General features: G+C 72.4%; 19 protein-coding genes. 10 read left to right on the forward strand and 9 right to left on the reverse strand.

Annotated features, from left to right (window positions below):
* The first annotated feature begins 12 nt into the window (after positions 1-12).
* The 7 genes from tolR to U8525_RS21340 all read left to right on the forward strand — a co-directional run bounded on the left by tolR (position 13) and on the right by U8525_RS21340 (position 6,992).
* Entirely contained in the window at positions 13-501 is a 489-nt protein-coding gene (gene tolR, locus U8525_RS21310) for a protein TolR (RefSeq protein ID WP_374268126.1), read from the forward strand.
* A gap of 3 nt (positions 502-504) precedes the next feature.
* A complete protein-coding gene (locus U8525_RS21315) occupies positions 505-1,275 on the forward strand; it encodes a TonB family protein (protein ID WP_374268127.1) in 771 nt (256 codons plus the stop codon).
* Positions 1,272-2,561, forward strand: a complete 1,290-nt coding sequence (locus U8525_RS21320; RefSeq protein ID WP_374268128.1) for an LpqB family beta-propeller domain-containing protein — start codon at positions 1,272-1,274, stop codon at positions 2,559-2,561. The genes U8525_RS21315 and U8525_RS21320 overlap by 4 nt, the downstream gene beginning before the upstream one ends.
* A gap of 57 nt (positions 2,562-2,618) precedes the next feature.
* Positions 2,619-3,815 carry an aminotransferase class V-fold PLP-dependent enzyme gene (locus U8525_RS21325; RefSeq protein WP_374268129.1) on the forward strand — a complete coding sequence of 399 codons (1,197 nt, stop codon included), beginning with the start codon at positions 2,619-2,621 and terminating at the stop codon, positions 3,813-3,815.
* A gap of 14 nt (positions 3,816-3,829) precedes the next feature.
* Positions 3,830-4,765, forward strand: a complete 936-nt coding sequence (locus U8525_RS21330) for a Ppx/GppA family phosphatase (RefSeq protein ID WP_374268130.1) — start codon at positions 3,830-3,832, stop codon at positions 4,763-4,765.
* Positions 4,762-6,042: a spinster family MFS transporter gene (locus tag U8525_RS21335; RefSeq protein ID WP_374268131.1), complete on the forward strand. Its 1,281-nt coding sequence runs from the start codon at positions 4,762-4,764 to the stop codon at positions 6,040-6,042. Before U8525_RS21330 ends, U8525_RS21335 begins: the two co-directional genes overlap by 4 nt.
* A 98-nt stretch (positions 6,043-6,140) precedes the next feature.
* Positions 6,141-6,992 (forward strand): helix-turn-helix domain-containing protein, encoded by an 852-nt coding sequence (locus U8525_RS21340; protein ID WP_374268132.1) that lies wholly within the window; start codon positions 6,141-6,143, stop codon positions 6,990-6,992.
* 67 nt (positions 6,993-7,059) lie between these two features.
* Here U8525_RS21340 and U8525_RS21345 read toward each other — a convergent pair whose 3' ends face one another.
* The 4 genes from U8525_RS21345 to U8525_RS21360 form a co-directional block, all read right to left on the reverse strand.
* Positions 7,060-8,007, reverse strand: a complete 948-nt coding sequence (locus U8525_RS21345; protein ID WP_374268133.1) for an NAD(P)/FAD-dependent oxidoreductase — start codon at positions 8,005-8,007, stop codon at positions 7,060-7,062.
* Positions 8,008-8,131: 124 nt separating this feature from the next.
* Positions 8,132-9,451 (reverse strand): lysophospholipid acyltransferase family protein, encoded by a 1,320-nt coding sequence (locus U8525_RS21350; RefSeq protein ID WP_374268134.1) that lies wholly within the window; start codon positions 9,449-9,451, stop codon positions 8,132-8,134.
* A gap of 416 nt (positions 9,452-9,867) precedes the next feature.
* Positions 9,868-10,638: a hypothetical protein gene (locus U8525_RS21355; protein WP_374268135.1), complete on the reverse strand. Its 771-nt coding sequence runs from the start codon at positions 10,636-10,638 to the stop codon at positions 9,868-9,870.
* Positions 10,635-11,264, reverse strand: coding sequence for an RNA polymerase sigma factor (locus U8525_RS21360; protein WP_374268136.1), 630 nt, complete (start codon positions 11,262-11,264; stop codon positions 10,635-10,637). Before U8525_RS21360 ends, U8525_RS21355 begins: the two co-directional genes overlap by 4 nt.
* Before the next feature lie 129 nt (positions 11,265-11,393).
* Between U8525_RS21360 and U8525_RS21365 the strand changes: the two genes are divergently transcribed.
* The 3 genes from U8525_RS21365 to U8525_RS21375 are packed head-to-tail and all read left to right on the forward strand — an operon-like array spanning position 11,394 to position 14,559.
* The gene (locus U8525_RS21365; RefSeq protein WP_374268137.1) at positions 11,394-12,647 is read left to right on the forward strand and encodes a hypothetical protein; all 1,254 of its coding nucleotides are present in this window, start codon (positions 11,394-11,396) and stop codon (positions 12,645-12,647) included.
* Positions 12,644-13,396, forward strand: a complete 753-nt coding sequence (locus U8525_RS21370) for a hypothetical protein (protein WP_374268138.1) — start codon at positions 12,644-12,646, stop codon at positions 13,394-13,396. The genes U8525_RS21365 and U8525_RS21370 overlap by 4 nt, the downstream gene beginning before the upstream one ends.
* Positions 13,393-14,559 (forward strand): Ig domain-containing protein, encoded by a 1,167-nt coding sequence (locus U8525_RS21375; RefSeq protein ID WP_374268139.1) that lies wholly within the window; start codon positions 13,393-13,395, stop codon positions 14,557-14,559. Before U8525_RS21370 ends, U8525_RS21375 begins: the two co-directional genes overlap by 4 nt.
* Positions 14,560-14,570: 11 nt before the next feature.
* Here the strand turns inward: U8525_RS21375 and U8525_RS21380 are convergent, their stop codons facing one another.
* From U8525_RS21380 to U8525_RS21400, 5 genes are read right to left on the reverse strand one after another with little or no spacing between them, the layout of a single operon-like run.
* Positions 14,571-15,062 carry a hypothetical protein gene (locus tag U8525_RS21380; protein WP_374268140.1) on the reverse strand — a complete coding sequence of 164 codons (492 nt, stop codon included), beginning with the start codon at positions 15,060-15,062 and terminating at the stop codon, positions 14,571-14,573.
* Between the two features lie 55 nt (positions 15,063-15,117).
* A complete protein-coding gene (locus tag U8525_RS21385) occupies positions 15,118-18,180 on the reverse strand; it encodes a POTRA domain-containing protein (RefSeq protein ID WP_374268141.1) in 3,063 nt (1,020 codons plus the stop codon).
* A 14-nt stretch (positions 18,181-18,194) separates the two neighbouring features.
* Positions 18,195-22,115 (reverse strand): translocation/assembly module TamB domain-containing protein, encoded by a 3,921-nt coding sequence (locus tag U8525_RS21390; RefSeq protein WP_374268142.1) that lies wholly within the window; start codon positions 22,113-22,115, stop codon positions 18,195-18,197.
* A gap of 4 nt (positions 22,116-22,119) precedes the next feature.
* Positions 22,120-23,061, reverse strand: coding sequence for an ExeA family protein (locus U8525_RS21395; protein WP_374268143.1), 942 nt, complete (start codon positions 23,059-23,061; stop codon positions 22,120-22,122).
* A gap of 26 nt (positions 23,062-23,087) precedes the next feature.
* A complete protein-coding gene (locus U8525_RS21400; RefSeq protein WP_374268144.1) occupies positions 23,088-26,219 on the reverse strand; it encodes a tetratricopeptide repeat protein in 3,132 nt (1,043 codons plus the stop codon).
* Between the last annotated feature and the right edge of the window lie 35 nt (positions 26,220-26,254).

Genomic DNA, 26,254 nt, shown 5'->3' on the forward strand with positions numbered 1-26,254 from the left:
GAGACCCGTCACATGGGCATGGGCGGAGGCAAGGGCGGCGGTGGCCGCACCACCATGAGCGAGATCAACGTCACGCCCATGGTGGACGTGATGCTGGTGCTGCTCATCATCTTCATGGTGACGGCGCCCCTCATCCAGCAGGGCGTGAAGGTGAACCTCCCGGAGACGAAGGCGGCCCCGGTGGAGGCGACGGAGAAGAAGGTCGTCCTCTCCATCGACGCGGGGCGCAAGGTCTACATCGGGGACGCGGAGGTGCCGCTGGAGGAGTTGGAGACGAAGCTCGCCGCCAACGCCAAGGCGCAGGCGGACAAGGAGGTGTATCTCCACGCGGACCGGGACGTGCCCTACGGCGTGGTGGTGGAGGTGATGGCCGCGGCCCAGCGCGCGGGCATCTCCAACGTGGGGATGATCACGGAACCGGCCAAGGGCTCCAAGGCGTCCAACTCCAGCAAGGCCCCCGCCCCCGGCGGCAAGGGCAAGCCCCAGGAGGCGAAGCGCTAGCCCATGAGCTCCGCGGTGACCCACAGCCTGCTGGTGAGCCGGCCCACGCGGCTGTCGCGCTTCCTCGTCGTCTCCGTGGTCGGGCACGTGGCGGTGGTCGCGGCGGCGCTGCTCTACGCGGGCCTCACCTCCGCGCCGAAGGTGGACCTGGATCAGAAGCCCATCAACGCGTCGCTGGTGCGCCTGGGCAAGCCGCGCGACCCCAAGCTCCTGCCGCGGAAGGAGGTGGCGCAGCCGCCGCCCAAGGAGGTCGTGGCGAAGCCCACGCCCACGCCGCCCGCGGAGGTGCCTCCCCCCTCCCCCGCCGCGGTGGCGGTGCCGGGCGTGAAGCCCGCCCCGGCCCCCGCGCCCCAGAAGGGCGAGGCGAACGCGGAGGACCGGCGCAAGAAGCTCTTCGGCGCGTTCGACAAGTCCGCGAAGCCCACGGAGCCGGAGGAGCTGGAGGGCGCCGAGGACGGCGACCCCGACGGCGACTCGGCGGTGGCGGAGGGCGAGCGGTACTACGGCCTCCTGAAGTCCCAGGTGCGCCGTCACTACAACGTGGCGGACACCATCCCCGACGCGGAGCGCCTGTACCTCAAGGCGCAGGTGGCCATGAAGCTGGGCCGCGCGGGTGAAGTGCTGGACGTGAGCCTGGCCAAGCCCAGCGGCAACGAGCTGTTCGACGCGGCGGTGGTGGCCGCCGTGCGCAAGGCATCTCCCTTCTCTCCTCCCCCCGACGCGCTTCGCGATGCGCTCCAGAAGAACGGCGTCGTCCTGGTGTTCAGCCCATGAAAGCCCTCCTGCTGTCGCTCCTCCTGGTCCCCGCGCTGGTGCTGGCGCAGGCGCCCGTCATCGAGATCTCCGGCGCGAACTTCCGCCCGCTGCCGCTCGCGGCCCCCGCCCCCGTGGTGCAGGAGGGCGCGGACAAGAAGGCGGCCCAGACCTTCGACACCGCCTTCACCTACGACCTCACCGCCTCCGGCATCTTCCAGGTGCTGGACCGCAACAGCTTCACCGCGGACGCGAAGGAGGGCATGACGGCGGGCAGCATCAACTTCAGCCGCTGGGCGGACGTGGGCGCGGAGTCGCTGGTGAAGGTGTCGCTCGCGCAGGACGGCGGCGCGCTGCGCGGCGAGCTGCGCCTGTTCAGCGTGGCCACGGGCAAGGAGGAGCTGAAGGTGTCCAAGGACGCGCCGGCCGGTGAGCCCCGGAAGCTGGCGCACACGCTGGCGGACGCGCTCTACCGGCACTTCACCCACGAGCCGAGCCCCTTCCTGTCGCGCATCACCTTCGTGCGCAAGGCGGGCGCCAACCGCGACGTGTACGTGGCGGACTGGGACGGCGTGAACGCGCAGGCGCTCACCAGGGGCGGCACGCACATCCTCCCCACGTTCAGCCCGTCCGGACAGGTCGCCTTCACGTCGTACCGGAAGAACCGGCCGGACATCTACGTGCAGTCCCCCGGCGGCGAGGCGAAGCCCCTGGTGACGGAGGGTCAGATGGCCACGGGCATCGCGTACTCGCCGGACGGCAGGCGCATCGCCTACGCGCTGGCGGAGGGGGAGAGCGCGCAGATCTACGTCGCCGCGGCGGATGGCTCCGGCGCCAAGGCCGTCACGGACACGCCCTACGGCCTCAACACCAGCCCCAGCTGGTCGCCGGACGGCAAGCGCATCGCGTTCGTGTCCAACCGGGGCGGCAGCCCGCAGGTGTACGTGATGAACGCGGACGGCTCTGGCGTGAAGCGGCTCACCTTCCAGGGCAACTACAACCAGACGCCGGACTGGTCGCCGCGCGGGGACCTCGTCGCCTTCACCGCGCGCGACGAGCGCAACGCGTTCGACCTCTTCACGGTCAACGTGGACACGGGCAAGGTGACGCGGCTCACGCAGGACCAGGGCAACAACGAGGAGCCCACCTTCTCCCCCAACGGCCGGCTCATCATGTTCAGCTCCAACCGCACGGGCACGGCGCACCTGTGGGTGATGACCGCGGACGGCAACAACCAGGTGCCGCTGCCCATGGAGAAGGGCAGCTGGCTGACCCCGGACTGGGGCACCGCTCCGGCGGCGAAGTAGCCCGGCACGGCGGGTGACGTTGACAGGGGGGACGCGCCGGGGTGCATTTCACGCCCCATGCGCGCTCCCCTCTCCGCCCACAAGACCCACTGGGGCCTGGCTCCCCAGGTCGTCTTCCTCAACCACGGCTCGTTCGGCGCGTGCCCCCGGGCGGTGCTCCAGCACCAGTCGGAGCTGCGGGCGCGGCTGGAGGCGGAGCCCGTGCGCTTCCTCGCCCGGGAGCTGGAGCCGCTGCTGGACGAGGCGCGCGCCGCGCTCGGGGGCTTCGTGGGGGCAGCCGCCGAGGACCTCGCGTTCGTCTCCAACGCCACCACGGGCGTGAACACCGTGCTGCGCAACCTGCGCTTCCAGCCCGGCGACGAGCTGCTCACCACCGACAACGAATACAACGCGTCCAGGAACGCGCTGGACGCGGCCGCCGCGGAGCAGAGCGTGAAGGTGGTGGTGGCGAGGCTGCCCTGGCCCGTGACGTCGCCGGAGTCGGTGGTGGACGCGGTGATGGCGCGGGTGACGCCGCGCACGCGGCTGCTCCTCGTGGACCACATCACCAGCCAGACGGCGCTGGTCATGCCGCTGGCGGAGCTGGTGCGGAAGCTGCGCGAGCAGGGCGTGGAGACGCTGGTGGACGGCGCGCACGGGCCGGGCATGGTGCCGCTGGCGCTCCAGGCGCTGGGCGCGGCGTACTACACCGGCAACTGCCACAAGTGGCTGTGCGCGCCCAAGGGCGCCGCGTTCCTGTACGTGCGCCGCGACCTGCAGGCGGACTTCAAGCCGCTGGTGGTGAGCCACGGGCACAACTCGCCGCGCGCGGACCGCTCGCGCTTCCGGCTGGAGTTCGACTGGGTGGGCACGGTCGACCCCACGCCCTTCCTGTGCATCCCCACCGCCATCCGCGTCGTGGGCGGGCTTTTGCCAGGCGGGTGGGCGGAGGTGATGGAGTCCAACCGGGAGATGGCCCTGGCGGCCCGGCGGCGGCTGGACGCGAAGCTGGGCAACGCGACGCCGCTGTGCCCGGAGCCCATGGTGGGCAGCATGGCGTGCGTGGCCCTGCCGGATGGCTTCCCCGAGCACCCCGAGCCGCCGCTCTACCTGGACCCCCTCCACGTGCGCTTGTTCGAGGAGCACCACATCGAGATCCCCGTCACGGCCTGGCCCCGGGCGCCCCAGCGGCACCTGCGGCTGTCCGCGCAGCTCTACAACAGTCCGGCGGACTACGAGGCCCTGGCGCGCGCTTTGGAAGCACTGCTGCGTTGAGTAGTGTTCGCGGCATGCCTCGCTTCGCATCCATCGACATCGGGACCAACTCCGTGCTGCTGCTGGTCGCGGATCGCCTGCCGGACGGGCGGTTCACGCCCGTGGTGGAGCGCGCCGAAATCACCCGCCTGGGCCGGGGCGTGGACACCAGCCGCACGCTGTCCACGGAAGGCATGGAGGCCACGCTGGCCGTGCTGGTGGCCTTCGCCAATGAGGCCCGCGAGCTGGGCGCGGAGGGCATCGCCGTGTCCGCCACCAGCGCCGCGCGCGACGCGAAGAACGGCGCGGACTTCATCGCCCAGGCCAGGGCCCGCGCGGACGTGACGGTGGAGATCATCCCCGGGGAGATGGAGGCGCAGCTGTCCTTCGCCGCGGTGGCCCAGGACTTCGCGAGCGAGTCCGCGGGGCCCCTGGTGGTCGTGGACATTGGCGGCGGGTCCACGGAGTTCATCTACGGCACGGACGCCGGCACGGTGGCCTTCCGTCACAGCTTCGACGTGGGCGCCGTGCGCCTCACGGAGCGCTACGTGCGCACCGACCCGCTGTCTCCCGATGAGCGCGCGGGCATCGAGGCACACCTGCGCGACACCTTCTCCGCCCTGCCCCCGCCGCCCCCGGCCTCGATGCTGGTGGGCGTGGCCGGCACCGTGACGACGCTCTACGCCGTGCAGCACCAGATGGCCACCTACGACGCGGATGCGGTCCACGGCGGCACGCTGTCCCGGAGCGAGCTGAGCGCGCTCGCGGACCGGCTGTGCGCCCTGCCCCTGGACGCGCGGCGGGCGCTGCCCGGCCTCCAGCCCAAGCGCGCGGACGTCATCCCCGCGGGCGCCCTCATCCTGCTCGAGGCGGTGAAGGCGCTGGGCGTGGACGCGTGCCGCGTGAGTGACCGCGGCCTGCGCTGGGGCCTCCTGGCACACCGCTTCGGCTCCGGCACCTCCCCCTCATGAACGCCTCCTCCCCCGCCGCTCCGTCCAGCTCGCACGCCACGCAGTCCGTGCGCGCGGGCTATGCGCTGTTCATCCTCACGCTGATCAACCTGGTCAACTACCTCGACCGGTACATCATCGCCGTCGCGCTGCCGGAGATTCAGAAGGACTTCGGCATCAACGACACGCAGTCCGGCCTGCTGGGCACCGTCTTCATCGTCGTCTTCATGCTGGCGTCGCCCCTGGGCGGCTTCCTGGGAGACCGCATCCCCCGCCGGCTGCTGGTGGCGGGCGGCGTCATCCTGTGGAGCCTGGCCACGGGGGCCAGCGGCCTGGCCGCCAGCTTCACGGCGCTGCTGCTGGCGCGCGCGGTGATTGGCATTGGCGAGGCGGGCTACGGCGCGGTGGCGCCGTCCATCATCTCCGACCTGTATCCGCGCGAGCAGCGCACGCGGATGCTGTCGTACTTCTACATCGCCATCCCGGTGGGCTCCGCCATGGGCTACGGCCTGGGCGGGTGGCTGACGCAGACGTACTCGTGGCACGCGGCGTTCTTCGCGGGCGGCGTGCCGGGGCTGGTGCTGGGCACCATGGCCTTCTTCATGCCGGAGCCGCAGCGCGGCGCCATGGACGGCCCGGACGCGGCGGTGAAGCTGCCGTTCATGGAGGGCCTCCGGGGGCTGGGCCGCAACATGGCCTTCTGGGCCACGACGGCGGGCTACACCCTGATGACGTTCTCCATTGGCGGCCTGGCGTTCTGGATGCCCACGTACCTGGTGCGCGAGCGGCACCTGTGGCTGGAGCACCCGGGCCGCGTGGGCCTGGTGTTCGGCGCCATCACGGCGGTGGCGGGCCTCACCGGCACCGTGGCCGGCGGCTGGCTGGGCGACAAGATGGACCGCAAGCGCGCGGGCGGCGGGCTGTGGCTGTCCGGCATCGGCCTGCTGCTGGCGGCGCCGTGCATGTACCTGGCGGTGAACCTGCACGACACGACGCTGACGTTCGCGGCCATTGGCGTGGCGCAGTTCCTCATCTTCCTCAACAGCGGCCCCATCAACGCGGCCATCGTCAACTGCGTGCCGCCCGCGTTCCGCGCCTTCGCCATGGGCCTCAACGTGCTGTGCATCCACATGCTGGGCGACGCCATCTCGCCCACGCTCATCGGGCAGATCGCCGACATGTCCAGCCTCCACACCGCCATCGCCGTCAACGCGGTGCCGGTGCTGCTGGGCGGCCTGGCGCTCCTGTTGGGCGCGAGGCTGTTCCGCGAGGCCGTGCCCCGCGCGCAGCAGGGCTGAAGCTTCGGGTTGAAACGCCCGGGCTTGGAGCGCATCCGAGCCCTGTTCAACGGCGCGGGCAGGTTTCCTGCCCGCCAGGGAAGGAAGCGGAGGCGCTCGTGGCGGTCGCGCATTCACAGCCGGTGCACGTCTGGGATACGCCGTCGAGCACGCTGGTCGTCGCGTGCGGCCATGCCCAGCAGGCGCCCTCCCCCCACGCCGCCTCGCATCCGCAGGCCGTGCTCGCCCTCTACACGGGTGGGCGGGCGGTCATCGACCAGCGCACCCGCCTGACGGTGTCCGCGGGCGACGTGATGCTCATCCCCGCGGGGGAGAGGCACCGCACGGTGACGGCCGAGCGGGCGGAGGTCTGGGGGCTCGGGTTCCACCCGTCCGCCTTCGCGCACACGGAGGTGGGGCCGCTGCTGGAGCCCTTCGAGCGCGTGCGCCAGGGCGCCTCCGCCGTCGTCCCGATTCCCTCCGGGCGCCAGGAGCACCTGGTGCGGCTGTTGTCGGAGCTGCGCGCGGAGACGCGCGCACCGCACCGCGCGCTGGGGGAGCAGGTGACGCGCAGCCTCTTCTCCCTGGTGCTCGCGGAGGTGGCCCGCTCCAGCACCTGGGCTCCCGTGGAGGCGCGGGCATCGCTCGCGGGTGAAGCGCTCACGTACATCGAACGGCACTGCCTGGAGCCCATCTCGCTGCGCGAGGTGGCCGCCGCCGTGGGGCGCTCTCCCGCGCACGTCACCACCGCGCTGAAGCAGGCCACGGGCCGCAGCGCGGTGGAGTGGCTCATCTCCGGCCGGATGGCGGAGGCCCGTCGGCGGCTGATGTCCACCGATGAGCGCGTGGACATCATCGCGGAGCGCGTGGGCTACGCGGACCCCACGCACTTCATCCGCCTGTTCCGGCGCGCGGAGGGGCTCACGCCCGCCGCGTGGCGCAAGCGGCACCGCGCGCCTGACGCGCACTGAGCGTCAGGCGGAGCGCGTCGGAGGCCTCGCGCGGTCACGGACACGACGCGCGCGAGGCGGTGCCCGCTCAGTGCTGCTTCGCGGGCGGAGCCTTGCCCGTCACTTCCGTATAGCGGCGGTCCGCGTCCTCCAGGATGAGCGCGTGGTTCATCATCGCCGCGGCGATGGTGCCCGCGCTGGCCGCCGCGATGGCGGCCTGCATCGGCGTCGTCATGTCCCCCACCGCGACGACGCCCGGCACGGACGTCTCACCCGAGGGGCTCACCTTCACGTAGCCCAGGTCATCCAGCGCGAGCCCCAGCTGCGTCACCAGCTCGTGCTGCCGCTGCGGCGGCGCGGAGAACATCACGCTCCGGGCGATGCGCGTCCCGTCCTCCAGCTCCACCTCGGCCAGGCGCCCGTCCTTGCCGTGCAGCGCGCGGATCCTCCGCTCGTCCAGGGGAATGCCCAGGGCCTGGAGCCGCTCACGCTGGTACGGCGGCACCTCGAAGGCGCCGTGGGTGAAGACGATGAGGTCCCGGGACCAGTTCTGGAGGATGGGGGCGCCCTCCAGATACTGCGGGTTCTTCGCCAGCATGGCGAACGGCTGGTCCTTGACCTCCCAGCCGTGACAGTAGGGACACTGGAAGATGCTCGGACCCCACAGCTCCTTGTAGCCGGGGATGTCCAGCATGACGTCCACCACGCCCATCGCCAGCAGGAGGCGCCGGGCGTCCACCGTGGCGCCGTCCCCCAGCGCCACGCGGAAGCCGCCCGCGTGCCTCTCCACGGCGCCCACGCGCGTGTCGCGCACCTCCACGTTGGGGTAGGCCTTCAGCTGCTCGCGGCTGATGCGCCGGAACTCCGGGGGCGGGATGCCGTCGCGCGAGCCGAAGCCGTGCATGTGCTCCGCCGCCGCGTTGCGCGGCGTGCCCGCGTCGCAGAGCAGCACCCGCTTGCGCCCCCGCCCCAGATACAGCGCGGCGTTGAGCCCTCCCGGGCCGCCTCCCACGATGACCACGTCATATGCCGCCATTGCCCTGCTCCTCGTGTCGTTCGTTGATTCCCTGGGAGGAACCTAACGACCGCACCGGGCAGGACAGGAGGGCGGGCCTTTCGACGGCATCGGCGGATCTTCCGGTCCGCCGCCATGCCGAGGACTACCGGGCGACAGGCACGTCGAGCTTCGGCCGGTACTCCTCCGCCAGCCGCTCCACCTCGCCCGCCAGCCGCTCGCCCTCCGCGAGCAGCCGGGCCTTCAGCCGCTTGCGGTTGCCCAGCGTGAAGAACAGCGCCAGGTCGTGGCGGATGGCGTCCCAGCGCTCCGCGAATGACAGCGTGAACAGCGCCAGCGGCGGAATGCCCACGAAGGCCCCCAGCCCCCACGCCCACCCGCCCCACCCCGCCGCGACCGCCGTCAGGCCCCACCACCACACGACGGACACCACCACCGCCGTGAGGAACTTCACCGTGGCCTGGATGTCCAGCTCCGCGCGCCGCGCCGCCATCCGGGGCAACGGGTACGGAATCGCGAACACCGCCAGCCCCAGCGCGAACAGCGGCAGCCCGAACACCAGCCGCGCCAGCGTCTTCACCGCGAACGGCATCACGTTGCCCGGGCGGTACTCCACGGACAGCTCCTCCGGACGCGCGGCCTGCACCAGCGACATCCGGTGGCCGAACGAGGACAGGTCCTTCCGCAGGCGCTCGTAGCGCTCCGGCTCCTGCGTGCGGAACAGCCGCACCCCGCGCGCCCACAGCCGCAGCCGCTCCGCGTCCTCCGCGCCGCGCTGGCGGAAGGCGTAGAGCCGCTCCGCCACCTGCACCACCGGCAGGTCCGCCCACTGCTCCAGGTTCAGCGTCACCGAGCGCAGCCCCTCCGCCACCCGCTCCGTGAGCGCGCGCACCGCGTCCTGCTCCGCCGCCGCGTCCTTCGGCAGGAAGGCCGCCACGTCGATGGGCGCCCCCTGGTCGATGAGCACCTCGCTGCGAAAGACGTTCTTCTCCGCGTAGGTGAGCCCCACCGGGACGATGCGCACCGGAGCCCCCTCGCGCGCGGCGTTGAGCGCGATGCGCGCCGCCCCCGTCTTCAGCTCCGCCAGCTCCGGCTCCGAGTGGCTCTTGCCCTCCGGAAAGATGGTGATGGCCCGCCCCTGCACGAGCGCGCCCTTCGCCGCCTCCAGCGTGCCCTCGTTGCGCCCCATCTGCGTCGGGTCGTCCTGCTTGCGGTACACCGGCAGCGCGTCCAGCCCCTTCAGGAGCCAGCCGATGACGGGCAGCTTGAACAGCGGCGCCTTGGCCATGAACGTCACCTGGCGCCGCGTGAGGATGAACACCAACGCCGGGTCGATGAGCCCGTTCGGATGGTTGCCCACGAAGAGCACCGGACCGGCGGGCGCCTCCCCCGGGGCGTTCACCTTCACCCGGTAGAAGAGCCGCAGCCCCAGCGCCACCACCGCCCGCACACACGCGTAGAACACACCCCGGACTGTATACCGGCGAACTCCCCCGGGCCCGTCGGCGCTCCAGACACTGTCACCGCCGGGGGCGTGAAAGCCCCTCTTCCCCGCCAGCCCAGCGGGTTCAGCCGGCACGGAACAATCCCATCCGACCGCGATCCAGGCCGGCCCTCTGGAGTCACCCCTCTCTTGCGTGCAGCACCGGAAGCATCGCCGCACCTCCGTCCGAACCCACCCGCCGGCACCTGACGCGTTCATTCAGCTCGAGGGCTTCCTGAACGTGGCCACCCAGGGCACCGGCACCGCGGAAGTGGACCGCCGCGTCCCGCGTCCGTCGTCACTCACGGACCCCACAAGGCACGACAGTCCCCGCCCCCCTCCTGTGCCTGGCATGGGAGGGGGGTTGTTCGTTGGCGTGAGGCCCAGCGGAAGGCCGCTCAGCGGGGCGTGAGCGTCACCTGCGTGTCCGCGACGGTGCGGCCCTGCGCGTCCGTGAAGCGCGCGCGCACCGGCACGGGGCCCGCCAGCCACCCGCCCTGCACGGGCGTGCTGAAGGGCAGCGGGACGTCCACGCCCGCGGCGACCTCCGGGGCCGGGCCCTCGCTGGGGAAGAAGCGCAGCGGCTCACCCGACTGCGGCAGCCCCTCCAGCGACAGGCGCACGCGCTCCGGCGCGGTGTAGCTGAACTGCACCGCGTTGCCCTCCGCGCACGTCAGCGTCCCACCGGGCTGGGCCTCCGCCAGCACCGTGCCCGCGGGCGCTATACAGAAGGCGCGCACACCCCAGGCCTGCTCACCCGGAGCCGACGAGCGCGCCTGCCACTCCGGCGCGTCCCGCTCCCGGCGCTCCAGCGAGGGCGCCACGACGACCAGCGCCACGCCCGCCGCCGCGGCGCTCAGCGCCAGGGGCATGAAGAGCGGGGACGCGAACCACTTCTTGCGCTCGGGCGCCACCGCCGGCCGCGCGGGGGCGGGCTGAAGCCGGGCGAACAGGGCCTGCTCCAGGAGCGCGCTCCGGGACCGGGGCAGCGCCCGCTGCTCCAGCACGGACTCCACGCGCGACAGGCGCGTGTACGCCTCCTGACACTCGGGGCAGGTGGCGAGGTGCGCGCGCAGGTGCTGGAAGCCTTCCGCGTCCAGGCCGTCCTGGCCCTTCTCGAAGAGCGCGGCCATCGCCTGCTTCGTCCGGCGGTCGTCACATCCGTTCATCGCGCACCTCGCCGCTTGAAGAAGCTCCAGCCCTGCGTCTCCAGGTCCTCCAGGTACCCCTTCGACTGGAGGAATCCCAACAGCCTGGCCTTCAGCCCGAACTCGCGCCGCCGCACCTGGATGCGCGTGAGCCCCAGCGCCGTGGCGGCCTCCTCCTGGGGCAGCCCCTCCCCGAAGCGCAGCTCGAACAGCCGGTGTTCTTCACGCGACAGGCCTTCCTTGAACGCCGCGAGGAGCGCCTCCACCTCGCGGTCCTCCAGCAGCTCGTCCAGCCCGCCCTCGTCGGAGGAGGTCTCGGCGAACCCCTCGAAGGGCTCGTCCCTGCCCACCAGCTCGCGCTCCCGGGACTGCTCCAGCAGCACGTTGCGCGCGATGCCCATCAGGAAGTGGGCATAGGGGCGCGTGCCGTTGTAGGCGGCGCGCGTGCGCGGCTCGAAGGCGCGGGCGAAGGTCTCCAGCAGCGTGTTCTCCAGCTCCATCGCGTTCCTCAGGCGGGTGAAGGCCCCCCGCCATGCGGCCGCCTTGAGCAAGCGAGCGAGAGGCTCCGCGTGCGCGCGATAGACCTCCGCGAGCACCTCCGGGGTGCCCTCGCGAAAACGGCGCAGCGTGTCGTCATCCCACTCCATCCCTCAAGGGCTTACCGCGACCGTCGCGGTCCCGTCATCCGCATGTTGTCGCGAGCGGCCACCGGTGGATTGTCGGTTGCGGCCCGTGGCATCCTTTCGCACACCGCGTCGCGCCAATCCTTGATGGACATGACCTCTCACAGGCCGCTGGTCCTGGGTGTGCTCCTCCTGGCCGGAACCGCCGCGAGCGCCGAGCCGGAACAGGTCCACTACGCCCTCATCGTGGCCAACAACACGGGCACGGAGCCGTCCCAGGCGCCCCTGCGCTACGCGGACGACGACGGCGCCCGGTACTACGAGCTGTTCGCCCCCCGCTCGCGCGAGGTGGTGCTGCTGAGCGTCCTGGACGCGGAGACCCAGGCCCTGCACCCGGGGCTCGCCGCGAAGACGCGCCCGACCACCCACCCCGCGCTGGGGGCCGCGCTCGCCCGCCTGAACGCCCGCATGGCGGAGGACCGGGCCAGGGGCGCCGTGCCGGTGCTGACCTTCGTCTTCGTGGGCCACGGCAAGCGCGGCGCCGCGGGCGAGGGCGCCGTGAGCCTGCTGGACGGGCCGCTGACGCGCACGGAGCTGTACGCGCGGGTGATCTCGCCGACCCAGGCGTCCTTCCTCCAGCTCATCGTGGACGCGTGTGATTCGTACTTCTTCGTCAACTCGCGCGGCGCGCTGCCGGTGGGCCCCGCGTACGCGGACGCGGTGAAGGGGCTCCTGGGCAACCGCGAGCTGGCGCGCTTCCCGCAGGTGGGCGTGGTGCTGTCCACGGCGTCGGAGCAGGAGAGCCAGGAGTGGAGCGCCATCCGCTCCGGCGTCTTCAGCCACATGGTGCGCTCGGCGCTGTCGGGCGCGGGGGACGTGAACGGGGACGGCAAGGTGGACTACGCGGAGCTGCGGGCCTTCGTGGCCGCCGCGAGCCAGGGCACGGACGACGTGCGGGGCAAACCGAGCGTGTTCATCCAGCCGCCCGCGTTGAATCGCGCGTTCGCGCTGACGGACCTGGGCGAGGCCACGTCCCTGGGCTACCTGATGGTACCCACGGGCCTGGCGGGCCGGCTGTGGGTGGAGGACGCGCGCGGCATCCGCGTGGTGGAGCTGCACAAGGAGCGCGAGCGCCCGCTGGTGGTGGCGCTGCCCGTGGGGCGGGGCTACTACCTGCGGACCAGCGGCCGGGAGGCGCCGTTCGCCATCACGCGCGCGGCGGAGGTGGTGGACGCCGGCGGCCTGGGCTGGCACGACGCCGCCGTGGCGGCCCGGGGCGCGGCGCAGGACACGATGCGCGACAGGCTCTTCTCCGTGCCCTTCGGACCGCGCTTCTACCGGGGCTACATGGCGAGCCTCGGCATCACGCCGCCGTCGGATGAAGCCGACGCTGCCCTCGTGCCATGAGCCCGTCCGCATCCCTGGCGCTGCTGCTGCTGAGCATGTCGGCCCCTTGCGACACGAACACGCGCGTGGTGCTCATGCCCTTCGAGCGGCTGGCCCTGCCGTCCGCGGACGCGCGTAAGCTGGAGGACGCCACGCGGCGCGCGGTGGCCGCGTTGCCCGGCGCGTGCCTGGAGTCGCGCGAGGACACTGTGGCGAGGCTGCGAGGCTCGGGCGCGGCGCTGGCGGCCTGCGGCGACGCCGCGTGCCGGAGCGCGCAGGCCACGGCGCTGGGCGTGCGCAGGCTGGTGCGGGGCGTGGCGCTGGGCGTGGGAGGCAAGCGCAGCGTGGCGCTCACGGTGACGGACGCGCGAGGCCCGGAGGCGCGCGCGCAGTTCGAGGCCCCTGCCACGGCCCCAGGTGAAGCGGACGCGCGCGCGAGGCAGGCGCTCCAGCAGGTGTGGTCGCCGCTGGTGACGACGCAGCCGGCGCGGGCGCCCCAGGGTCCGCGCCTGCTGCCCAAGGTGTTGTGGGGCGCGGGGGGCGCGGCGCTCCTCGCGGGCGTGGGCTTCGGGCTGGCCGCGCGGCACACGGAGTCGAAGGTGTCGAAGAACGGCGGCGAGTGCGCCGCGGCCGGCGAGTCCTTCGCGGACTGCTTCGCGTCGCGGCTCGACGCCGGCCGCCGTCAGGCGCGGACCTCCAACGTGCTGCTGGGCGCGGGCGCGCTGCTGGGCCTCGGGGGCGCGGTGTCCTTCATCTGGGAGCTGCCATGAGAAGACCTCCCGCGCCGCGGACGTGGCTCGCCGCGCTGACGGGCGCCGCCGTCCTCACCCTGGCGGCATGCTCGTTCGCGCCGGACCTGTCGCGCTTCACCACGTGCGACCCGGCGGGCGGCTGCCCTTCGGGCACGACCTGCCTCAGGCCGGAGAACCGCTGTCTGCCGACCTGCGGTGAGGGGGGCCCCTGCGACGGGCCCGACACCCTGGAGGAGCCGGACGCGGGCACGGAGGTGGACGCGGGCACGGACCTGGACGCGGGCGGCGGCGACGCGGGCACGGACGTGGATGCGGGCCTCGTGGACGCCGGCGTGACGGACGCGGGGGACCTGGATGCGGGCAGCGGCGACGCGGGCCCCTCCCCGCTCTCGCTGGACTCCAGCCTGCTGACGGAGGCCATCGAAAACACCCCCTACTCCGCGCAGCTCCAGGCCCGGGGCGGCACCCCGCCGTACACGTTCAACGCCACCGGCCTGCTCCCCGCGGGCATCGCGCTCGACACCGAGGGCCGCGTCACCGGCACCCCCACGCGCGCGGGGGACCTGGTCCTCCCGGTGGAGGTGACCGACCTGAGCGTCCCCACGAAGCGCGCGAGCGGCAGCCTCACCCTGCGCGCCCGCCCGCTGCTCCGGGTGGCGGGCCCGGAGCCGCTCGCGAACGCGCCCAACAACCGCACCTATACCGAGCGCATCTCCGCCACCGGCGGCAAGGCGCCGTACACCTTCGCCCTCGCGCCGGAGCAGTCGCTGCCCGCGGGCCTGACGCTCGCGGCGAACGGCACCGTCAGCGGCACCACGACGCAGGCGGGGACGCAGGCGTTCACGGTGGTGGTGACGGACAGCGACACGCCGCCCCAGTCCGCCTCCGCCCGGCTCTCCATCACCCTCACGGGCGCGCCCGGCACCGTCACGCTGCTGTCGTGGGCGGTGCCCTCGGGGCGCGTGGGGGCCGACTACAGCTACAGCCTCCGGACGACCGGCGGCTCCAACGCGTTCAGCTGGAGCCTGAAGGACGGCGCCCTGCCGCCGGGCATCCTCCTGGACACGAAGGAAGGCGTCCTCTACGGCAAGCCCATGAGCGCGGGGGACTACACGTTCAAGATTGGCGTCCTGGACCTGCTGTTCAGCGACGAGCGCTCGTACAGCCTGCACGTGGACTGAAGGCCCGGGCCTCACGGGTAGCGGTCCACCACCTGGATGACGCCGGTGTTGTCCTGCACGACGGAGAAGCCCTTCATCGGGCTGGGGTACGCGATGAGCCCCTCGCCGTCCCTGTCCCAGCGCGAGTCCAGCAGCACGCCGCAGAAGGGCACCGACGTGGCGCCGCTCTCCGGGGTGAAGATGCGGTCGTACCGGCCGAACACGCGGTGCTTCGTCACGTAGAGCCGCCCGCCGATGCGCGCCCCCGGCAGCTTCGCCTCCCCTTCCCCCTGCGGCAGCGCGATGACGAAGCTGTAGTTGTACCGGGCCGGTCCCGGGTGGTCCTGGATGCTGTCCACGATGACGGGGATGCGGTCCCCCACCTTCAGCCCCAGCCGCTCCATCTGGAGCTGCGCGCCGCGAGGACAGCTGCCCTCCGGCGGCATCCACGAGGGGCGCGGCGCCTTCGCGTCCGCGTCCGGGCCGTGCTGACACGCGAGCGCCACGAGGCCCAGCAAGGCCACGCTCCCAGCCACTCCACGGCGTGCACGCAGGGTCCGCATGGGCGAAGGCCTCCGGTCAGAACGTCCCGATGCTGAAGTGGAACTGCGTGGGCGCCTCGTTGAGCGCCTCGTCGCGGTCCAGGTTGAAGCCCACGTCGAAGGCCAGCGGGCCCACGGGCGTCACGTAGCGCAGGCCCACGCCCGCCGCGTAGCGCAGCACGCCCGGGTCGAACAGCGTGCGGTCCTGCCACAGGTTGCCCGCCTCGAAGAACAGCCCCAGGTCCACCGCCGCGATGGCCGGCACGCGCAGCTCCGCCTTGCCCAGCGTGTAGAGCTCACCGCCCTGGCTGGCCGGCACCTGCCCCGCGAGCACCGCCTTCAGGTCGTCCGAGCACCCCGCGGGCGAGATGACCGCGCGGCACGCGGCCAGCCGCTGGTGCAGCACCTCGCGCACGTCCTGCGGCAGCACGCCGTCCTCGCGGAAGCCCCGGAGGCTGGAGGAGCCGCCCAGGTAGAACAGCTTGGACCCGATGTTCTGCGCCCCCTGCGTCAGCGGGAGGATGGTGCCCGCGCGCGCGCTCACCGCCACGCTCGCGCGGCGGCCCAGCGGCGCGTACGCGCTCACGCTGCCGGACAGCTTCACGCCGTCGATGGGGAACTCCGGCACGCGGTTGCCCGCGACGTCCGTGGGGTGGACGCTGATGCCGCGCATGAACTCCACGCTGCTGCTGAGCACCATGCCGCGCCGGGGGTTCGCCGGGTCGTCGCGGAAGTCCAACGTCAGCGACGGGCGCAGCGAGTGCAGCGTGAAGTCGCCATACGGATAGCGCAGGCGCTCCTGGTCCGCGCGGTTGACCAGCTCCAGCACGCCCGCGCGCGAGCGCAGCCGGTTGTTCTCCAGCTCGTACTGGAGCGACACGCTGACCCACGACGCCAGCGCCCAGTCCGCGCCCGCCACCGCCGCGAACCGCGTGGACAGGTACGACGGCCGGTGCACGCGCTCGACGATGAGGTCCATCCGCGCGCCAATCTCCTGCGGCGCCAGGAAGGACAGCCGGGGCTGGGACAGCGCCAGGTTGCCGCGCCCGCCCAGGCCGCTGAAGCCGGACAGGTCGGACTCGCACGCCTCGCCGGACAGCTCCCCGGTGGAGCACCCGGCCGGAAGCCGCGACGACGACAGCGCCTCCGCGCTCGCGCCCGCGTAGTTCACCTTGCCGCGCGCCAGCAGGTTGAGCCCCCGGCCGTCCAGGTTGCGCCACGTCGTGTCCAGCGTGATGCGGGGGCCGTCCACCAGGAAGTAGCCGCCGGACACCTCACCGTCGATGCGCGGACGCTCCTGCACCGTCACCAGCACGTCCTTGGAGGCTTCGCGGCGGTTGGGGTCCGCCAGGGACACCTCCGCCTGGCGGAACAACCCCAGCCGGGACAGCCGGCGCTGCGCCTCTCCCAGCGCCTCCACCGACAGCGGCGCGCCGGGCTTCAGGTCCAGCTGCGCCAGCACCACGTCCGGATCCGAGCGCGTCAGCCCCTGGAGCAGCACCTGCCCCACGCGCACGCGAGGGCCCGCGTCCGCGCGGAAGGTCACCTGCGCGGCCGTGCCCCCCTGCTCCACCGACACCGCGTTGCTCACCCGGGCGAAGAGGTAGCCCTCGCGGCCCAGGCCCCGCTCCAGCGCGGCCTGCGCCTGGTCCACCTTCTCGAAGCTCAGCGGCTGCCCGGTGGGCAGGAGCAGCTTCACCCAGTTCGGGTTCACCTCCGGCGGCATGTCCACGAAGACGGGCTCGCGCAGCAGCGCCCGGGGGCCCTCCTCCACGTCGAAGTCCGCCTCCGCCGTGTGGCGGACCGCGTCCACCGTGAGGCCCCGGAAGGCCACCTGCGCGGACGCGAAGCCCTGCTCGCGGTAGGCCGTCGTCATCGCGTCCGCGGCCTCCAGCCACGTGTCCTCCAGGTAGACCGTGGACGGGTCGGGCGGGGACATCACGCTCGCGTCGAAGCGCCGCTCGCGCCCCTCCGTCTCCAGCGGGTCCTCGCGCAGGGGCAGGTCCAGCTCCGGCCAGGTCTCCAGCACCGCCACCTGGTTGGTGAGCATGGCGCGCAGCGCGTCGGACGACAGCGCCGCGTTGCCGTGGAAGCGCACGTCCGTCACGCGCAGCGGGGCGCCCTCGTCCACCTGGAAGCCCAGCACCGCCGCGTCCCCGTCCGGCCGGAGGACCTCCCGCGCCCGCACGCGCGCGTCGTGGAAGCCGCGCCGCCGGTAGAACGCCTCCAGCCGCCGGGCGAGCCGCGCGGAGACGGTCTCGTCCAGCGCCTCCTCTCCGTCGTAGGCCATCACCCGCGCCAGCAGCGCGTCCGGGAAGCGGCGGTTGCCCGTGAAGCGCAGGTGGAACGCGGGCCCCGCCGACACCGGCACCGCCACGGACGCCTCGCTGTCCTCCACCACCACGGCGGGCGAGCCCACCCAGGCGCGCCAGTGCTGGCCCTCGCGCAGGAGCGCCCGCAGCCGCTCCTGGCCGCCGTCCAGCCTCGCCCGGTCGAACACCTCCCCGGGCTTCACCCCCAGCGCCTCCACCAGGCGCGACAGCGGCAGCGCGGGGCTGCCGGAGAAGGTCACCTGCCGCACGCGGGTGGGCTTGCCCTCCTCCACCACCAGCGTCACCGCCACGCCGCCCGCAGGCACCGGCCGCTCCTCCACCTGGATGTCGACGGCGTCGTAGCCCTTGCGCTGGTACGCCTCGCGCACGGCGGCCGCCGCCGTGTCCAGCTCCTCGGGATCCAACGGCCCGCCCTGCAACAGCCCGCTCGCGTCCAGCAGCTCCCCGGACGTGAGGACGTGGTTGCCCTTCACCGCGACGTGCGACAGGAGCGGCAGCGGCGTGAGCTGGAACACCAGCCGCACGCCGCCCGGCACGTCCTGCGTGAGCGCCACCACGTCCGCGAAGCGCCCCGTGGCGAAGAGCCGCTCCACCGACTTGCGCACCGCCCCGGGCGTCAGCGCCTGCCCCTTGCGCAGCGTCACGAGCCCCGAGAGCCCCTCCGAGGCCACACCTTCCGGCAGGTGCAACTCCACGGCCGCCACCTCCGGCGCGCCGTCGTCCGGGGCAGCGGCGAGGGCGGGCCGCGCGCAGACGAGGAGCAGCACCGCGGCGAGCGCGGCTACTCGACCTCCCAGCCGAGCTTCAGCTCGAGCCCGAGGTTTCCGAACGACGCCTGGCTGTTCTCGTTGTCCCACTGGGCCTGTGCGGAAAGACGGTCGTCGAAGCGGTACTCAGCGCGTGCCCGGGTGCCACGCCCACTCACAGGCTGGGTCATGCCGATTTTAAGCTGCTCGGAGAGGAACTTCGACTCCAGTTGTGCGGTGGGCTCCGCCTGCCGGGTGGCGTCGTTGTAGGTGGTGGAGATCTGCAGGGACAGGTCGCGCAGGACGGGGTTGCTGGGCAGGAACCGGCGCACCTGCCGATCCAGTCCCGACACGTTGAAGAGGGCCTCCGCCGCCAGACCGTAGCTCGCCGAGGCCGCCGTGTCCTTGTCCGCGCTCGTCACCCCCAGTGTCAGCAGGGACAGGATGTCACCCTCCGTGAGCACCGGCTCCGACGACAGCACCACCAGCGGGTTGGACGGCCGGCCGAAGGCGTGCAGCTTCACCACGAACTCGCGCACGGACGTCTGCGCCTGCACCTCGAAGACCGGGTCGATGCCGGACGCGTCGCGGAACTCCAGCTGCCCCTGGTCGATGGTGAAGAGGTTGTTGCGGAAGAACGCCTGGCTGCCCTCGGCCGCCTCCACGCGGCCGAGCAGCCCCGGCTTCACGTCCGTGCCGGTGAGCCGCACGTCGCCCAACAGCCGCGCCTTGGCCAGGTTGTTGTCCACGCGCACGTCGCCGAAGTGCACGTTGACGTCCCAGGTGAAGAACGGGTCCCTCGCGCGCTCGCCTCCGCCGCCCACCGCGAGCTGCGGCTTCTTCTGCATCGTCTTGAGCAGCGCCTCGATGTCGAGCGGCTTCTGGTAGCGCAGCTTGATGATGTCCAGCCCGCCCGTGACGGTGGGCCCGGTGGGCGGCCCCACCACCTGCAACAGGCCGGACACCGTGAGCGGCAGGTCCTCCGTCATCCGGTACGGCACGGCGTCCAGTTGCAGCGTCAGCGCCAGCCGCTTGGGGACGAAGCGCTCCAGGCGGATGTCGCCGCGCGCGGACACCTGGCCCTCGTTCACCTGGGCCTGCAGGTGCTCCAGCAGCACGCGCTGGCCCGTCAGCTCCAGGCGCCCGGACATGCCGCGCACGGTGAGCGGCAGGTCCCGCATGGACAGGCGCACGTCGGACAGCTCCGCGCTGCCCACCACCGACGGCGCGTCCAGCGAGCCCGTCGCCTCCGCGTCCACGCGCAGCTGGCCCCCCACGCGCTCCATGCCGGGCAACAGCGGCTCCAGGAGCCGCACGTCCATGCGCCCCTCGCGCAGGCTCATGTTCATGGCGCGCGGGCTCACCCAGCCGCCCAGCGTGAAGTCCACCGACGCGCCGCTGAAGCGGAACGGCTGCACGTCCAGCCGGCCGTTGAGGTACGTCAGCACCAGCGGCCCCTGGTTGCGGCCGCGCAGGTCGCCCCGCGCGAGCGACAGCTCCCGCACCGTGGCCCCCACCTGGTAGCCCTCCGGCTGCAGCAGCGGCCCCTGCAGCGTCACGCGCCCCGCGAGCATGCCGGTGACGCCCGCCAGCGCCGGCACCTGCGGCAGGAGCGGCCTGATCTCCGGCAGCAGCAGGTCCACGGTGGACTCGAAGAGGTAGGGCTCCTTCACCGTCATGTTCAGGAAGCCCTGCGCGTCGCGGAACGGGCGGCCGGTGACGCGCAGCTGCTTGCCCTCCTGGTGCAGCGCGAGGTCCATGGCGCCCAGGTCGCGCGACGCGAAGGTGATGCGCGGCCCCCGCAGCGTGGCCTGGATGTCCGGCTTGTCCGCCGAGCCCGCCACGGTCCCCTGGAGCGCGAGCGTGCCCTGGATGCCCATCCGCTCCGCGGTCTCCGGGCCCACGGCCTCCGACAGCGACAGGTTCTCTCCACCGAAGCGGTAGTCCAGCGTGCCCGCGAAGCCGAAGGTGCCCTCCACCCACGTGCGCCCCAGGCGGCCGTCCAGCACGGTGCGCTCCAGCACCATCGCCTTGCCGTCCACGAAGCGCAGCCGCGCGGAGCCCGCGCCCAGCCGGCGCCCCAGGTACGTGGTGTCGCGCAGGTCGAAGGCCACCAGCCCCTCCAGCTTCTCCAGGGGGCTGTCGATTTCGACGCGTCCGGAGGCCGCGCCGGCGAACTGGCCCTGCACCACGGCGATGGACGGGCTCAGGCCCGCCACCACGTCCACCAGGTCCTCGGTGCGCCCCTGCGGCACGGTGACGTCCAGGCGCAGGTGCAGGAGGCGCGCGAAGGTGAGCGCCGCCTTGCCGAAGTACTGCGTGCGCCCCTTCTGGCCGGTGAGCGACGGGAAGGACAGCAGCCCATCCGAGTACGACAGCTTCGCCTGCGTCACGCCCAGGCCGAAGCCCCAGAAGGTGAAGTCGCGCAGGGACAGGCTCGCGTCCACCTTCACGTCCGAGTACGGCCCCACGATGGAGTAGTTCGCGGAGCCCTTCCCGGACCACGGCAGCTCCGCGATGTGGCCGAAGTCCGACAGCTCCAGCTCGCCGTTGCCCTGGATGTCCAGGCCGCGCACGGTGTCGAAGTAGAGCGTCACGTCGCCGTGCACGCGCGAGCGGCCGGACTCCACGGTGAGCCGGGTGAAGGACACGCGGTCCCCCGTCAGCTTCACGGCCGTCTGCGCGCGGCCCCGCTCGAAGGTGAGCAGCGTCTTGCCGGCGCTCACCGGCGCATCAAACGCGCGCGTGGCCAGCACGAAGCGGCCGCTGCGCAGGTCCAGGGGCCCGGACAGCGACGGACGGGGCAGCAGCGTCCCGCTGAGGTGCGCGTTCGCCGTCGCGGGGAAGTCCACCCAGGAGCCCGCCACGCCCGCGCGCTCCAGGATGCGCCCGAACGACGCGTCCTCCGTCTGGAGCGTCACGTCCACCGGCAGCTCCGGCGTGAGCCGCAGCGCGCCCGACAGCTTCACCTTGCCGGTGCCCAGCGGGGCCTCCAGCGACTCCACGCGCACGTGGTCCCCCGCGTAGGACAGGCGCGCGTTGAGGCTCACCGGGCCGTACTGCTCATAGGCCAGGTTGCTCGCGGACAGGTCCGCGCCCACCACGAGCGCGGACGGCTTCCCGGTGACGGACAGGCGCGTCCACAGGTGCCCCGTGGCCGGACGCGGCAAGAGCCTCGCCTGCGACAGCGTGCGCAGCGGCAGGAACACCTGCGCGTCCAGCGCGAGCACCGGGTGGCACAGCGTCTCCACGCGGCCGGACACCGTGGCGGTGATGTCATCGAGCGTCACCTCCGCGCGCTCCACGTCCAGGAGGCCCTCGTCCGGGTCCAGCGCGCCGGTGAAGCCCAGCTTCCCCAGCGTCAGCTCGCCGCCGCCCGGCCCCAGGCGCACCAGGCCCCGCCGCGCGCCCACCTCCAGCTCCATCACGCCCCAGCGCTCCACCCACCCCACGTCCAGGCTCTCCACCTCCACGCCCCGCCCGTCCGGCAGCGCGAGGCGCACCGCCGCGCCGGTGATGTCCACGCGCCCCACGCCCACGCGCGTCAGCGGCGTGAGCGGGCACGTGCCGTCGGCGGAAGGGGGGCTGGAGGAAGGCCGCGACAGGTCCAGCACCACGCGAGGATGGCGCACGCGCACCTGGCCCAGCATGAGGCGGCGGGACAGGGGCGACAGGAAGCCCAGCGCCACCTCCGCCTCGTCCGCGGCGAACAGCGGCGTGTCCGTCCCGCGCGCGAACACCGACACGCCGTGCAGCACCACGCGCGAGCCCAGCGGATCCAGCTCGCACCGGCCGATGCCCACGTCCACGCCCAGCAGGTCCGGCAGGTGCCTGCGCGCCACGGTGCAGGCGGCGTCCCAGGTGAACGGCTGACGCAACAGGAAGACGCTCCCCGAAATCACGAGGAGCACCAACAAGAGCGCCTTGCGCGCACCGTTGCGGCTGGGGATGGACAAGCCGCTAGAGCTTACCGAGTCCCTCGAGGTAGCGGTCGATCTCCGCCAGGTCGATCTTCGTGTTCGCCGTCCGGGGCAGCGACGTGGCGGGCGCGCTCGGCCGCTCGCTCGCCTGGGAGGCGGCCGAGCCGCCCTGGAGCCCCAGGTTGTCGCCGATGCGGTGCACCAGCTCCGCGCTGATGGTCTCCGAGCGCGCGAGGAACGCCTCGAAGAGCGCGTTGTCGCACAGGGTGTTGATGACGCGCGGGGTGCCGCCGGAGTGCTCGTGCACGGCGAGCAGCGCCTCCGGCGTGAAGGGCATGCGCGGGCAGCCGGCGAGCCGCAGCCGGTGCTTCACGTAGGCCTCCGTGGACTCCGCCGTGAAGGGCTCCAGCTTGTAGCGGAGCGCCACGCGCTGGGCGAGCGGCGGATCCAGCTTCAGGTTCTTCTCGATCTCCGGTAGGCCGAAGAAGACGAAGGAGATGAGCTTGCGCTCGGGCACCTCCAGGTTCAGCAGCCCCCGGAACTCCTCCATCAGCTCGCGCGTCTCCAGCATCTGCGCCTCGTCGATGAGGACGACGGCCTTCTTGCCGGACTCGTAGATCTGCAGCAGCCGCTGGTAGAGCTGCGACAGGAGCGCCAGCTTCTCCTGCGCGGGGTTCTCCACGCCCAGTTGGAGCGCGATGCGGCGCAGCAGCCACTGGGCGGTGATGCCCGAGTGGATGATGACGAGCAGCGCGGCCTCGTACTCGGACTCCGGAAGCGAGTCGAGCATGCGCCGGGCGAGCGTCGTCTTGCCCGCGCCGATGTCGCCGATGAGGATGGACAGGCCCTTCATGTAGCCCACGGCGTGCATCAGCCGGGTGAGGGCCTGCGAGTGCTGCGCGGAGTTGTAATAGAAGCGGCTCACCGGAGCGTTGGAGAACGGCTCCTGGGTGAGTTCGAAGAAATCGAGGTAGGTCGTCATCGCTCGCCGGGCCTCGTGGGGACGCGCTACACGTACCCTACTTTACGAGCCTTCGGCGCGCCCGCGGTGGGAACCGGCGTCGCGGGGCCCTTGCCGGCGCGAGGCAGCGGGTCCTCTTCCGGGGCGGTCACCGCCGACAGGCGCGTCACCTGCGCCCCCACGTCGCGATACTTCGCGTCCATGGCGGCCACACGCTGGAAGTGGAAGAGCGCCTTGCCCTGCTCGTTGAGCGCGTCGTAGGCGGTCGCCAGCTCGAAGCCCAGCGCCTTGGCCACCTCGCCCGTCGCGAGCACGTTGGCGAGGCCTTCCTTGAACACGGTCACGGACTCGTCCGGCCTGCCGCGCAGCGTGTGCAGCATGCCAATCATGGTCAGGCAGTCCAGCTCGCGCGGGGTGCCCGCGCAGCCCTGGCGGGCCACGTCGAACTCGTGGACGGCGTCGTCCAGGAGGCCCATCTCCTTGTAGGCGATGCCCAGGTCGTAGTGCGTGTCCACGTCCTCGGGCTTCACCACCTTGGCGAGGCCCTTCTTGAACTCGGCGAAGACCTCGTCCACCGAGTACTGGAAGTCCTCCTCCGCCGGAGGCACCGCCGCCAGCGACTCGCCCCCCAGGTCGTCCAGCTCGCCGGCCAGCTGCGCCGCCAGGTCGAACGCGTCGCCGCCACCGGCGTCGTCGTCGACCGACGCGTCCGTCACGGGCTGCACGGAGGGCACGTGCATCGGCTCGGAAGGCGCGTCGTCCGCGGAGGCCGCGCCACCGCCGGCCTCCATCTCCTCCAGCCGCGCCATCAGCTCGGAGGCGCGCACGTGGCCCGGGAACGCGATGGCCACCGTCTCCAGGATTTCGCGCGCCTCTTCCAAGAGCCCCTGGTCCAGGAAGAACGACGCCTCGTCGCACTCCTCGGAGGCGGGCTCCTCCTCGGGCTCGGCGTCCGGCTCGGCCTCGACCGCCACGGGCTCCGGCTCAGGCTCCGGCGTGGGCTCCTCGACCTGGGGCTCGTCGTAGGAGAGCGACTCCATCGACGGGAGCACCATGTGCGCGGCGGTGGGCTCGTCGTCGTCCTCGTCGCCCAGCGACACGCCGCCATCGTATGAGGGCGCCTCTTCCGCTGGCGTGGTGAAGCTCTCGTCGAGGCCGGCGTCGTCCAGCGCGGACGCATCCAGCGGCGCGAGCCCCACGCGCGTGGGCGCGTCGTTGTCCTCGCCCAGCGCCATGCCGGGGTCCAGCAGCGCTTCGTCGCCGGCGTCGACCAGGGCCGGCAGTTGGAGCGTGTCCGGCGCGGCCTCGTCCAGCAGCGCGCGCGTCGGGGACAGCACGCGCGTGGGCTGCGGCTCGTCCTCATCCCCCAGGGACATGCCGCCCGCGTCGTCCGCGAGCACCATGGGCTCGTCTCCGCCCGCATACTCCAGCGCGTCGTCCTGCGCGACCAGCGGCTCGTCGTCGGAGGCCTCCAGGCCGCCCAGGCCCGGCTCGTCCGCGAGCACCAGCGAGTCCTCGTCGGCCCCCATCACCAGGCCGTCCTGGGCCGGCAGGTCGTAGACGGTGTTCTCGGCGGAGCTGATGGGCTCGCCCATCACGGCTTCCTCGCCGCTCAACGTGGCCTCCGCGACCTCGTCGTCGACGATCTCGTCCGAGTCGCCCCCGTGGCTCAGCGCCGCGAGCGCCAGCTCATCCCCCACGGGCTGCGCGAGCGCGTCCTCCGGTGGATCCGCGACGAGGATCTCGTCGTCGTTGGAGTCCACCAGGATGGCGTCCTCCTCCAGCGACTCCACGCCCGGCGTCACCGCCGGCGCCATGATGCCGCCTTCCGAGCGGAGCACGGACAGGAAGGCGGGCACCTCCGGATGCCCCGGATCCTCCTGGAGGATGGTGGCCAGGTAGGGCTGCGCGCGCTGCACGTCCGCGCGGCGCGTGCACAGGCGCAGCACGTTCAGCAGCTGCTCCGACGCCTGCGCGGCGTTATTGGCCGCCACGTAGATGTGGTACGCCTTCTCGTGCGCGTCCAGGTTCTCCGGATCCACGGAGAAGACCTTGCGCAGGTGCTCCAGCGCTTTGTCGTGGAGCCCGTACTTCACGTAGACGTCCGTCTCCGTCAGCAGCTTGGACAGCTGCTCGCGGCTCAAGCCCGCGGGCGGGGGGGGCACCACGGCCGCGGGCGGCGCGGGACGGGACGGGGGCGGCGCCGCGGGGGCCGGCGCGCTCCATGCGGGCGCGGCCTCCTCGATGGGGGCGTGCACGGCGACGGGCGCGGGCTCCGGCTCCGGCGCGGCCACGGGCCCCCGGCGCGCGAGCAGATCCGGGTCCTGCGGGTCCAGCAGCTCGATCTGCGTCCACACCCCGTCCGCTTCGGCGGTGCGGCCGCGCTCCTGGTGGATCTTCGCGAGCTCCTTGTAGACGGACACCGTCTTGGAGACCTGGCCCAGCCCCTGGAACGCCTGGGCCAGGAGCGTCAGCGTCTCCACGTCGCGGCCATCCGCCTTGAAGCACACCTGGAGCTTGGCGAGCGCGCGCTTCTGATCACCGCGCTGCAGGTACGACGCGGCCAGCTCCTTCGCGAGCGGGAGGTTGTCCGGCTCCAGCGCGGAGAGGCGCTCGGCGACGCGCAGCCAGTCATCCGCGCGGGCGTTGCGCTTGAGGTACTCCGCGGCGCGCTTGAACTCCTGCGCCGCTTCCTGCGTCATGCTCTCGCGCGCGTACAGCTCCGCGAGCTTGATCTTCGACGCCACGTTCTCGGGGTCGAGATCCACCATCTTCTTGAGCGTATCGAGGCTCGACTTGGTGTCGCCCGCCTTGTCGTAGTGATTGGCGACGATCTGGAAGTACGCCATCGCCTCCGACATCAACCCCAGCTGCTGGTGCAGCTCCGCCAGCTTGAGGTTCACCTCCAGCAGGTTCGGGTTGAGCTTGAGGACCTGCTTGTAGAGGGCGACGGCCTTGAGGAAGAAGCCGTCCGAGGAGTAGCTCTCCGCGACCTTGATGAAGAAGTGCGCCGCCTGCGCGTTGTCGTTCTTCTTCTGGTACAGCTCCCCCATCTTCTGGAGGACCCGGATGTCCTTGGGGTCGACCTCCAGGACCTTCTGATACTCCTTGATGGCTTTGTCGTACGCGCCCTTCGCGACCAGCTTCGCGGCGGCTTCGATGATCTTGTTCTTGTCCATCGAGCGTGCGCTTCCGGCAGGCAGAAACCCCGAGG

This window comes from Corallococcus sp. RDP092CA (assembly GCF_041903675.1).
Taxonomy (GTDB): domain Bacteria; phylum Myxococcota; class Myxococcia; order Myxococcales; family Myxococcaceae; genus Corallococcus.

Coding starts and splice junctions, on each gene's coding strand:
- U8525_RS21395 (WP_374268143.1), bottom strand. CDS start 23,061: ATGACGACCTACCTCGATTTCTTCGAACTCACCCAGGAGCCGTTCTCC.
- U8525_RS21375 (WP_374268139.1), top strand. CDS start 13,393: ATGAGAAGACCTCCCGCGCCGCGGACGTGGCTCGCCGCGCTGACGGGC.
- tolR (WP_374268126.1), top strand. CDS start 13: ATGGGCATGGGCGGAGGCAAGGGCGGCGGTGGCCGCACCACCATGAGC.
- U8525_RS21400 (WP_374268144.1), bottom strand. CDS start 26,219: ATGGACAAGAACAAGATCATCGAAGCCGCCGCGAAGCTGGTCGCGAAG.
- U8525_RS21370 (WP_374268138.1), top strand. CDS start 12,644: ATGAGCCCGTCCGCATCCCTGGCGCTGCTGCTGCTGAGCATGTCGGCC.
- U8525_RS21315 (WP_374268127.1), top strand. CDS start 505: ATGAGCTCCGCGGTGACCCACAGCCTGCTGGTGAGCCGGCCCACGCGG.
- U8525_RS21360 (WP_374268136.1), bottom strand. CDS start 11,264: ATGGAGTGGGATGACGACACGCTGCGCCGTTTTCGCGAGGGCACCCCG.
- U8525_RS21345 (WP_374268133.1), bottom strand. CDS start 8,007: ATGGCGGCATATGACGTGGTCATCGTGGGAGGCGGCCCGGGAGGGCTC.
- U8525_RS21335 (WP_374268131.1), top strand. CDS start 4,762: ATGAACGCCTCCTCCCCCGCCGCTCCGTCCAGCTCGCACGCCACGCAG.
- U8525_RS21355 (WP_374268135.1), bottom strand. CDS start 10,638: ATGAACGGATGTGACGACCGCCGGACGAAGCAGGCGATGGCCGCGCTC.
- U8525_RS21320 (WP_374268128.1), top strand. CDS start 1,272: ATGAAAGCCCTCCTGCTGTCGCTCCTCCTGGTCCCCGCGCTGGTGCTG.
- U8525_RS21365 (WP_374268137.1), top strand. CDS start 11,394: ATGACCTCTCACAGGCCGCTGGTCCTGGGTGTGCTCCTCCTGGCCGGA.
- U8525_RS21325 (WP_374268129.1), top strand. CDS start 2,619: ATGCGCGCTCCCCTCTCCGCCCACAAGACCCACTGGGGCCTGGCTCCC.
- U8525_RS21330 (WP_374268130.1), top strand. CDS start 3,830: ATGCCTCGCTTCGCATCCATCGACATCGGGACCAACTCCGTGCTGCTG.